The organism is Moorena sp. SIO4A1 (genome assembly GCF_010672065.1).
Taxonomy (GTDB): domain Bacteria; phylum Cyanobacteriota; class Cyanobacteriia; order Cyanobacteriales; family Coleofasciculaceae; genus Moorena.
Genome location: NZ_JAAHHX010000116.1, coordinates 1 through 10738 on the forward strand (window position 1 = coordinate 1; position 10738 = coordinate 10738).

Here is a 10738-nt window from a genome sequence, read left to right on the forward strand (position 1 = left end):
CAGGGTAAACGCATCTAAATTTGTATTAAAATTTACAGTGAAAAAATAAACAATAGTATCAAAAATCTAGAATTACCCTGTTGATTCTCAATAAGCGCAACTTATTCTCAATTATTGGCCGTGTTATCCTTGGTCGATTTGAGAGTACTCTACATTCTGGTTTCGTACGCAAATCCGACTTTGATTTTTGTTCAAAGTCAGCGGAAAATTTGTTGACTTTGAACAAAAAAAACTGCTTTAGGATGGGATTTATTCGAATTTCACAAAAAATTGAGTTAATCAATTTTTTGTATGTTACCATTTATACCAAATAAGATGCGTTTACCCTGTCATAGCAAGGCTTTCAGACTTCTTAAGATTTACTTTGCGAATCAGCTCTTAAGGTTTGACTAATGCCGGTTAACCCCTTGAGGGTTGAGGGTTTCTGAGATAGCCTTGATGGCATAAAAGCTTTTGATATATAAATATTTTCGTTTGTCAAGTACATTTTTTACAACATTCAATCGATTACTGTGCTATTCTTTTCAAGTGTGCTGGATAAGCATATTTGTGCTATCTAGTATTTTGTTAATAACTACTAGACTGGCACAACTAAAATAGTTCAATAAATTTTTCAGCTAAACTTTTCCGCTAAACCCTTTTTCAAACTAGATCATAGTATTTTTATAAAGCAACATTTAAGGTGTCCAAGCTCACTACAATAGAATAGGCATCTAGTAAAATTGGGTTTTCAGATGTAATTGACTTTCTAAAACTTAAGGATAAAAAATAATGAAGTCCATAAAGATTACTATTTATGATGATACACTCCGGGATGGGGAACAGCAAGCAGGACTTTTCTTTGATCGGGAAACTAAAGCGAATCTTGCTGATATGATTGCAGCTACTGGGGTTCACAAAATCAATCTCATGCCAGCAATTCATCCGACAGAAGCTTACCTTGTTAACGAACTTATGAGCAAAGGTATGGCTGATAAGATTACTGCTATGACGATGATGGGAACTAAGTTTATTGATCAATCTTTGGAGACTGGCGTTCAGAAAATTTTATTATTTCATGCTGTATCGGATCGGCTACTATTTCTGCGAGACAAGCAAGTGCAGAGCCAGCTGGAATATCAAGGTAAAACGATTGATGATGATATTCCGATAAGCGTGATTGAGCAAGTTCGCTGGTCTATGCTAGAAAAGACATTAAAGCACTTGGAGTATGCACGTGATCGTGGCTTAGAAGTTTATTTTGGTGCAGAGGATGCAAGCCGTGCAGATTTTGATTTTTTAACTCAGTGTATTTCGAAATTTGAACCTTATGTAGAATTCTTTTTACTCGCTGATACAGTGGGATGTCTAACCCCAGAAAAGACCCATTTTTGGCTTAGTAATCTTTTGGAAGTGACCAATGGTGCTCCCCTAGGGGTACACTTTCACAATGACATGGGTTTAGCACTTGAAAATACTCTCCAGGCTATCCATGCAGGCGCGATCGCCGTTTCTGGAACATTTTCGGGAATTGGAGAACGTGCAGGGAATGCCCCTTTAGAGCAGGTTTTAGATGGATTAAGAATGCGTTGGGGCTGGGAAGTTGAAGGAATTAATTATAGTGCTTTGGAAGCTGTCACAGAGGCTTTAGCTCGTCTCGGAGTCCGAGCCAATCCTCCCTACTCTCCTGGAACTCATAGGCAGGAAACGGGTATCCATCTCCATTCATTGCTGTGCGATCGCCATAGCTACACAATCTTTCCTGATCAGGAACCAGAAATCTGGTTTGGCAAGTGCAGTGGGGCGAGTAATTTCAAATATCTCTTTGAGCGTCATTTAAATCAGTCACTGCCCCAACAATGCTACGAGCAACTCCGAACCTCTCTCAAAGAGTTGTCCATTCAAGAACAGCGTAGTTATTCGACATCGGACGTTTTGAGTCTGATAGAACAAGATCTCTTACCGATGTTTCCCCAAATGGATAACGGTGTGGCAGATAGCCAATGTCTCAAAGATCCCAATTTAATCAGATTTCGAGTTGAGCAAATTAGCCAAATGTCTAAGGCAATGCTTAATGCGCTTCTGGAGGTGTTCAATCAGTTTGGTTGCATTATCATTGCTTGCGATGGTGTCTCTAACTTTCGGCAAAACCTGCTTGATATAGGCTCACATTTTGGTCAGATTATGCCTCACCGTATTTCTGATGATGACGGTATCGTAACTGTAACACCCACGCCTGGGGCAAAGTACACGGCTCTAACGGGGCAACCGTTTGACTTTCATACTGATGGGAGTTTTATGCCAGTTCCTCCCAAAGTTGTTGCCCTGCAGTGCATTGTTGCCGCCGACACCGGGGGAGAATCTCAAGTTGTCCAAGCCGAAACTCTCTACAATTTTCTAAAAGAACAGGATCCCATTGGACTTCCAGCACTCTTTGAACCTGATGCTGTAGTAACGACAACCGTTGATGGTGAAGTTTACCGAGGTCCTGTTTTTGTACGCGCAGATAATCGCGTGATGTTGACTTATCGACCCAGCGATCATCAGGTTACAGTGCAAGCCAAACCAAAGGTAGCTCAAGCTTACAATCTTATTCAAGGTTACCTTGAGAATGGGGCAGACGAGTTACAGTACAAACTTCAGCCGGGAGAAATTCTGATCATGGATAATACCCGAATCTTACACACCCGCAAACCATTCAAGGAAAATCAAGGTGCAAAGCGTAAGTTTCATCGTTTATGGCTTGACGGCAAACCTGATCATCACAAACTTGCACACAATCAACTAAAGTTTGGTTTTAGTATTTCGGGTTAAACATCGTTACCAGCCAGTATTGCTGGGCAAGGGTTATAGCGATCGCTTTGGCCAATATATTTCACAAATCATTTAGGACTGCTATATTAGGTAGTGGTACACAAGTAGTGATTTTAGCTCCCGAAACCTCCATCAGACCGTAGCAAAAATAACTATTTTTGAGAGCAGATGAAAAGTAAAGAAGCCAATGAAAAAGCTATCTCTAAAGAATGGTTGATCTTATTGGCTGTGAGTTTAGGAACGTTTCTGTTCTCGCTAGATGTTCATATTGTCAATTTGGCTTTGCCAACACTGGTAGAAGATTTGCATAGCGATTTTGCCACGGTTGAGTGGGTTCCCCTAAGTTATTCCTTAATGCTGGCAGTCCTGGTGCTTTGTGTGGCTCGATTAGGGGATATGTGGCGCAAGAAATTGCTCTATATAATCGGACTTATAGCATTTGCCATAAGTTCATTGGTGTGTGGAACCGCTACGACAATATACTTATTGATTGCAGCACGGATATTTCAGGGTCTTGGGGCTGTGTTTATTGCAGTACTAACCCCTGCGATGGTGACTGAGGTGTTCCCCAATGAAAAGCGAGGGTTCGCTTTGGGGATCGTTGCTAGCACGGGTTGGGCTGGTGTGTCATTGGGACCGACAGTAGGCGGTTTACTCATAGAGCATTGGGGGTGGCGTTCAGCTTTCTTGATTAACGTGCCCATTTCTTTAATCGCTATGGTATTGGTGATTGGAGTAGCTCCAGGGGGGAGCAGTCATTCAGGTCAAAAGTATTTTGATTTTCAGGGAGCTTTGATTTTAGGGATAACGTTGACCTGTTTTTTACTCGGGATGACACGCTTACAAGAAGGGGATAATGGTGGTAATATAACTCTAGTTTTACTGGCGTTCGCAGTCATTGGTTGCGTTAGTTTTTTGTGGTCTCAGAAACAATCTGCTCAACCCTTGCTTAACCTTAGTTTATTTCGAACCCTGGAATTAAGTTTAAGTCTAATTTTAAGCGTATTTTCCTATACTTTTTCCAATACAGTAATTTTTATTTTACCTTTTTTTCTAGAACTCGTTAAGCATTATTCCGAGCAAAAGGTTGGCTTATTAATAGCAGTCGTGCCTATATTAGGAATATGTGTAGCCCCTGTAGCAGGCTCCCTGGCAGATCGCTTTGGCGAAAGAAGCATTAGTACGATCGGAATGACATTATTATTAATTGGCTGTTTGGCGATCGGCACCTTTAGCGAAGAATTGACGGTTAAGGGCTATTTATTGCGGATAATTCCCTTTGGAATCGGTTTCGGTTTGTTCCAACCCCCTAACCAAAGTGTGATTATGGGCAGCGTACCTCCAGAATATCTCAGTGTTGCCTCTGGACTCTGGTTCTTTTCACGAGCCTTAGGTCAGGTTATGGGTATAACGCTGATTGGAATTTTGTTTTCGCGCTTATCTGCTAGCCAACTCCCAGTAGACACCCCATTTTCAGTTACAACAGCGCCAGTTGAGGCTTTAGTGTTTGGAGAACAAGTAAGTTTTCGGATTGTCTCTGCCATTCTTGTGATTGCGGTAGTTATATCTGGATTCCTATGGCAGCGGCAAAATCAAAGGTGTTGCTGAATAGTGGAATGGTTAAACCGAAAGAAGAATTTTTTCCTTGTTCCCCGATTTCCGATTGATTCCCTTTTCCCTATTCCCTAAAACCCAAGACGAAAGTACTTCACCTATTTGATAAATACTATAATTTTACCATGATTAACGGTAAGGTAACCGTAAATGTAGTACCATCTCCCAACTGACTCTTGAGAGAAATCTCACCACCATGAGCGTCCACACACTGTTTAACAATAGCTAGCCCTAAGCCACTACCAGGAATTGTGCCAACATTGCTAGCACGATGGAAAGGCTCAAACAGTTGCGGTTGGTCTTCTGGGGGAATGCCCATCCCCTGGTCTTGAATCCGGAATATAACACATTCTGTCTGAGCAATCAGTTCAAACAGAACTGTTCCCCCTGTGGGTGAGTACTTAATAGCGTTGGTGAGCAAATTGCTAAAAATGTGTCGCAGCAATCGTTCATCCCATAGGGCTTCCTTCAATTCTCCTTGAGTGGTAAAAACTAGCTGATGCTTGTTCTTGCTACTGATTTGTAACTCTTCCACTAATTGGTGACAAAACCGTTTCAAATCCAACCGAGTAGGTTGACACAGGAGTTTGCCGGAATCAGCTTTACTGATTAATGAAACCTCATCCAACAACTGGGCCATGTTTTTGATGGCTGAGCGAATTAGCCGCAAATGAACCAGTTTTTTCTCTTTAGGTAATTGTTCCTCTTTGTCTTGGAGCAATCCAGAACAAAGGAGGATTGTATTTAAGGGATTACGAAAGTCGTGAGAGAGCATGGAAACAAATTCCGCTTTGCGCTGATTGACTTCTTTGGCTCTAACCAACTCAGCGGTTTGTTCCTGAACCTGACTTTCTAGGGCTTGATTTTCTTGTCGTAATGCAACTGCTGCCTGCTTACGTTCAATAGCATAGCGCAAGGAACGAACCAGCATTTTTCCCTTGACTTGCCGCTTGACTAGATAATCTTGTGCTCCTTGACGAACTGCCTCAATGGCTAATTCATCATCATTGGTATTGGTTAGCACTACAATCGGTAAACTAGGCGCTTGCTTGATCAAGGGTCCGAGGGATGCTAGTCCGTGGCTGTCCGGTAGAGTCAGATCTAACAAGATCACATCGTAGGGAATTGACATTGCTCTAGCCTGAGCGATTTCCTGGAGTGCATCCCGCAATCGCTTGACATGAACTAGACTAAACTGCCTGAACTGAGCTTCTTTCAAAAACTCTTGTAACAATCTGGCTTCTGCCAGGTTGTCCTCAATTAACAAGATTTTTACTGACCCTTCAGGCATTACCTTTGAGTATTTCTTCTTTGGGCTTATTGGTCTGGATTTCTCCTTTGATCGAGAATCCTCATTGGTTTCCTTCTTTGTCTTGATGCAAAGCGCGAGTGGGGGAAACCCCCGCAGGTCGGCGCTGCATCGCTTGTGTTAGTCAACCCTGATGTTTAATCCTTAGTGTCTCATGGTTTATGGCTAATCCCTAATCCCTAATCCTTTTATTGTGATGGCAGGGTGACAGTCGAGAGCCAAAAGTCTTCAATTCCTTTGACGATTTTGAATAATTCGCTAAGATTGCGGGATTTGGTGATGTAGCAATTCACATGCAAGTCGTAACTATGGAAAATGTCATCCTGATTTCTTGAGGTAGTTAATACCACCACAGGAATCCGTTTGAGATTAGGGTCAGCCTTAATCTCTGCGAGCACCTCTCGACCATCCTTTTTTGGCAAGTTTAAATCTAGCACGATCAGGTCTGGACGGACGGCATCAGCATACTCTCCTTCTTGGTGTAAGTAAGCCATAGCGTCCATGCCATTTCTGACCGTTACTACCTGGTGGGGTACCGAGCTATTTTTTAACGCTTCTTGGATTAAGCGAATATCGGCTTTATTGTCTTCAACCAAAAATATGATTTTGTGTCTTTCGTCCGTTTCTACGCTCACGCTCGCGTCCCCTTACTGGAATTGTAAAATAGAAGGTGGCACCGTGACCTAGTTCTGACTCTACCCAAATTTTGCCCCGGTGGCACTCCAGAATCTTTTTACAGATAGCCAAACCCATACCTGTGCCAGGATACTCATCCCGGGTGTGCAGACGTTGGAAGATCACGAAAATGCGATCGCTAAACTGCGGTTCAATGCCAATGCCATTATCCTGCACTGAAAATAGCCATGAATCCTCCAGTCGTTTTGCCCCCACATGGATTTCCGGCGGCTGTTCACTGCGGAACTTGATCGCATTACCGATTAAGTTCTGGAACAGTTGCATCAACTGGGTGCTATCAGCCATAACTGTGGGAAAGGGGTCATGGGTAATCACTGCCCCAGTTTCACGGATGCGTCCCCGCAAATTAGCCAGAGCATGGTCTAAGGCCGTCTCCACTTCCGTCAGTTTAAACTCAATGCCCTGCAAATCGACTTTCGAGTAAGCCAACACATCATCAATCAGGGTTTGCATGAGGCTGACTCCCTCAACCGCAAAGGTAATAAACTCGCTGGCATCTTCGTCAAGTCGGTCATTATAGCGCATTTCTAAAAGCTGCACATAATTGGCCACTTGATTCAGGGGTTCTTGTAGGTCATGGGATGCCACATAAGCAAACTTTTTCAGTTCAGCATTGGAACGTTCTAGATCCTGAGCCAATTGAGCCAATTCATCAGCTTGACGCAGGACAATATTAATCAGTGCTTTCCTCAGTTCCAGTGCTGTCTTAATTTCTACCTGTTTCCAGGGTAAAGAGGTTAAGCGAACGGTTTCTTTCCACAGTTCAAAGGATTTACGGGGCGACAGTTGCAAAGTCCCCTCTGTGTGGGTTGTTTCAAAAGCTTTACTTGGGTCACCCCCCCAATTAACAGTTTGAATCACCTCTGGTCGGAACCACAGCACATAGTTTCTCTTGGAAATGGGGATGGCTAGCAGGCCACTACCAATATCTTTAAACCGTTGTGCATCAGGATAAAGGCGAGGCAGGGAATCGGTATAGAACACCTCTTCATTAACATTCTGTTTCAGCCATTGCACCAAAAACTTCAGGTCTTCTTCACTAGGGGTCTCACCAATAACCGTAAAATTATCCCCAAAACAAATTGCTGCACCTTGAGCACTAGTCAAGTCCAGTAAATTAGGGTCATGCTTAACTAAGCCATCAATAAAGTTTTCTTCTTGGGACATATACTCAATCAATATCGATTGAGTATAGGACAACTTCATCTGATAGTCATAGTCTTCCGTCTCTTCTCGGGCTGAAATTTCTGAGAAGATCACTCGTCCTAAAAATTCGCAAGCTTTGCGCAACTCATAGGATACATACTTAGGGGTTTGATGATGACAAGCAATAAGTCCCCAGAGTTTTTTATCTTTAATCAATGAAATCGTCAAAGACGCCCCAACTCCCATATTGTGGAGGTACTTGATATGACAGGGGGAAGCACTTCTGAGAATCGATAATGTTAAATCAAGGGGACGATTGGTGATGGGGTTATCGGTAGGAAAAATCTCAACAGGTTGGGAATTGGCATCTGGAATTAATCGGATCCAATTGGAACAGAATAATCGTCTGGCTGGTTTAGGAATATCCGATTCTGGATAGTGTAAGCCTAGGTAAGATTCCAGACTGTCTAGTTTTTCTTCCGCAATAACGGCTCCATGGTCATCATCTTCAAATTTATAGAGCATCACCCGGTCAAACCCAGTGACCTTTCGCACCTCTTTGACGATGATTTGACAAAAATCCCGGAGATTTGAAGTTTGTTGGAGCTGGTTAATGGAGGCTCTTGCTAGATGATAAAAGCTTAAAAATGGGATAGTCTCCCGGGAAACTGCTGGTTCTAATTCCAGAATCAGACATCCATCTGAGTTACGATGAAATACACCATCAAATACTGCGTAATCATCGCCTTTTTTCCTCACCCAAATTTTAGTAGGATTGATCATATCTAGATTTTCCTCAGATAACCCAGCTTTAATTCTCTCCACTTGAAATGGGTCAAGTACATCTTCTAGGGTTTTTTGTAGCATGGCTTCGGGAGGGATTCCCAAAACCCTAGAGGTATTGTTGCTAACTTGTAAGATTTTTAGCTCAGGCTCTTCCAGTACCAACAGTCCCCCATGAGGCTGAATTTGACCAATCACATGAATCGGTTCGTGATCCAAGTTGGTTTGTTGTACTGGTAAATCTATTCCTACCATAATTCTCCGACCTTAATCCAGGATTATCAACAGTTATACGACCTCTGTAAGGAAGTCTCCTTGATTACCAATATCATTCCAAATACTATTTCTAATACTATTTAGTTTTTACCTTGTGAATCTTTAACGGAACTTACCTATGACTACCTAGTATTTCCTAGTATATCCCAGTAAGTCAAGGATTAGGTCTAGAGAAATTTTTAAAAAAATATTAAATTTTTTGTCCTGCCTTTAGATCTCCTGCTGTTTATGGGATTCCTCTTGCCATCAAGGGGAATGTTAGGCTTGCTTCTAAAAAAATATTAATAATAATACGTAAAAACTCAATACTTAATAATTTAACTTAACAAAAAACGTTAACTTCTGATGGACAAACGTGAACGCAAATCAGGTTGCTACACATCACTTTCATCTCTCCACACTCCATTAAGGGAGTAGGGAGTAGGGAGTAGGGAGTAGGGGTAACTAAGTTGACTGTACCTCCTGTATGTCATAAGTATGATTAACGCTATAAAAATCTTTCCGATCTCCCCACACCTCCCACACCTCCCACACCTCCCCATCTCCCCATCTCCCCATCTCCCCATCTCCCCATCTCCCCATCTCCCACGCTCTTATCCCCTAAAGCCGCAGATGCAATGTGTCGCAAAGCTGATCAAAATAGGATTGAAAGTCTTTTGTGGTTGATAGCTCAGAGGGGAAGATTGCTTGATGGATTGCTTCTCCAACTGCTTTGGCTAACCGTGGTGGTACAGCATTACCAACTTGTCTGTATCGTGATGTTTTAGAACCTTTGAATACAAAATGATCAGGAAAGGATTGGAGTCTAGCTGATTCCCGTACCGTCAGCCGTCTTACCCCTTCAACTGTTCCTGATCTCGGCTTTCCCCCATTCATTAAATGACGGTGATACACCAGTAAAACACCTTCAGGATCAATAATGTGGGTGCGGTAACCTCCCGTAGTAGCGGTAATGGTAGGACTTGGTGCATCGAAATTGATGGGTTTTCCCCCACCCTTGACTAGGGTTCCTGTCCAAGGGGTAGGACGAATAACGGGTTTATTGGCATAGGAAACTTTAGTGCTATTCGGCTCATAGTCGGGAACATCAGTTAAGGCTGAACCTGATGAAATATAGGGATTAGATGTCCCTAACCCATGGGTTTTTAGGGGAAACCTAAAATCCGTTTTTGTGGCTAAACCGACGAAAAATAGACGTTCACGATACTGGGGAATTCCATAGGATGCTGCTTCTAAAACCTCTACATAAACTGAATAATACAGGGCTTGAAACTGCTGTTCAATCCATTGATAATAATTAAAATTTTTAGAGCTTTTCAACCCAGGCATAGTTTCCATTAAAAATGCCTTGGGTCGAATCTCCCTTACCGCTCGAATAAATTCTGGAACTAAATCCTTAGGGTTGGCTCGGGATAACTGTTTATTTGGGTGTTTGTTTCGGACAGAGAAAGGTTGACACGGTGGGGATCCTACTACTAGGTCAATACCTTTAAATTGAGTAAAGTCTATAGCTCTAACATCGGAGCGAATAACATTAGTGCTAGGAAAGTTTTCTCGATAAGTGGAAACAGCAGATTTATCAATTTCTATTGCTGTGGTGATCTGCCATCCAGCCATATGTAAACCCAGAGAAAGCCCACCTGCACCTCCAAATATATCGATGGCGTTTTTGGAATCATTCATGAGTTAGTGATCAGTTTTTCGCTATCAGCTATCAGCTCGGTAGAGTAGGTTGAGGGAGCAGGGAGTAGGGAGTAGGGAGTAGGGGTAAGAAAATTTACTGTACCTCATAACTATGATCAGGGCTATATTTAGACTAATTGTAGTTTAAGGGTATCAGCTGATTTTGTTATGCCAAATTGCTACATATACCAAAGGGAACAGGGAACAGGGAACAGGGAACAGGGAACAGGGAGTAGGGAGTAGGGAGTAGCGATGCAGCGCGGTCTTGGGGGTTTCCCCCATGAGCGACTGCATCAAGACGGGAGTAGGGACAATACGGTTCGGTTAAGCTTGAAAAGCATGTAAACTGGTAATTGTCATCAAGGTGCGAAGGGCAAAATGCAACTCAAAGAATTCTCCTTGGTTGTACCGAAGATTGAATCAGGTACAGTACTCAAA

The 10738-nt window shown here is 42.5% G+C and carries 8 protein-coding genes; 2 read left to right on the forward strand and 6 right to left on the reverse strand.

From position 1 onward, the window contains the following. Nucleotides 1–771 precede the first annotated feature (771 nt). Nucleotides 772–2793, forward strand: coding sequence for a TauD/TfdA family dioxygenase (locus F6K53_RS33930; protein ID WP_293064724.1), 2022 nt, complete (start codon nucleotides 772–774; stop codon nucleotides 2791–2793). 168 nt (nucleotides 2794–2961) lie between these two features. After that, on the forward strand, nucleotides 2962–4401 hold the full coding sequence (locus tag F6K53_RS33935) for an MFS transporter (protein WP_293064721.1): 1440 nt from the start codon (nucleotides 2962–2964) through the stop codon (nucleotides 4399–4401). Between the two features lie 118 nt (nucleotides 4402–4519). On the opposite strand, the gene F6K53_RS33940 is transcribed toward F6K53_RS33935, so the two are convergent. The 6 genes from F6K53_RS33940 to F6K53_RS33965 form a co-directional block, all read right to left on the reverse strand. Continuing rightward, nucleotides 4520–5698 (reverse strand): hybrid sensor histidine kinase/response regulator, encoded by a 1179-nt coding sequence (locus F6K53_RS33940; protein ID WP_293064718.1) that lies wholly within the window; start codon nucleotides 5696–5698, stop codon nucleotides 4520–4522. Between the two features lie 206 nt (nucleotides 5699–5904). Beyond that, on the reverse strand, nucleotides 5905–6312 hold the full coding sequence (locus F6K53_RS33945) for a response regulator (protein ID WP_229415320.1): 408 nt from the start codon (nucleotides 6310–6312) through the stop codon (nucleotides 5905–5907). Beyond that, entirely contained in the window at nucleotides 6305–8596 is a 2292-nt protein-coding gene (locus F6K53_RS33950) for an ATP-binding protein (protein ID WP_293027553.1), read from the reverse strand. Before F6K53_RS33950 ends, F6K53_RS33945 begins: the two co-directional genes overlap by 8 nt. 508 nt (nucleotides 8597–9104) lie before the next feature. After that, the gene (locus tag F6K53_RS33955; protein ID WP_293027555.1) at nucleotides 9105–9245 is read right to left on the reverse strand and encodes a hypothetical protein; all 141 of its coding nucleotides are present in this window, start codon (nucleotides 9243–9245) and stop codon (nucleotides 9105–9107) included. Continuing rightward, nucleotides 9218–10300: a DNA cytosine methyltransferase gene (locus F6K53_RS33960; protein WP_293027558.1), complete on the reverse strand. Its 1083-nt coding sequence runs from the start codon at nucleotides 10298–10300 to the stop codon at nucleotides 9218–9220. The genes F6K53_RS33955 and F6K53_RS33960 overlap by 28 nt, the downstream gene beginning before the upstream one ends. A 153-nt stretch (nucleotides 10301–10453) precedes the next feature. Further along, nucleotides 10454–10597 (reverse strand): hypothetical protein, encoded by a 144-nt coding sequence (locus F6K53_RS33965; protein ID WP_293083727.1) that lies wholly within the window; start codon nucleotides 10595–10597, stop codon nucleotides 10454–10456. Nucleotides 10598–10738 lie beyond the last annotated feature (141 nt).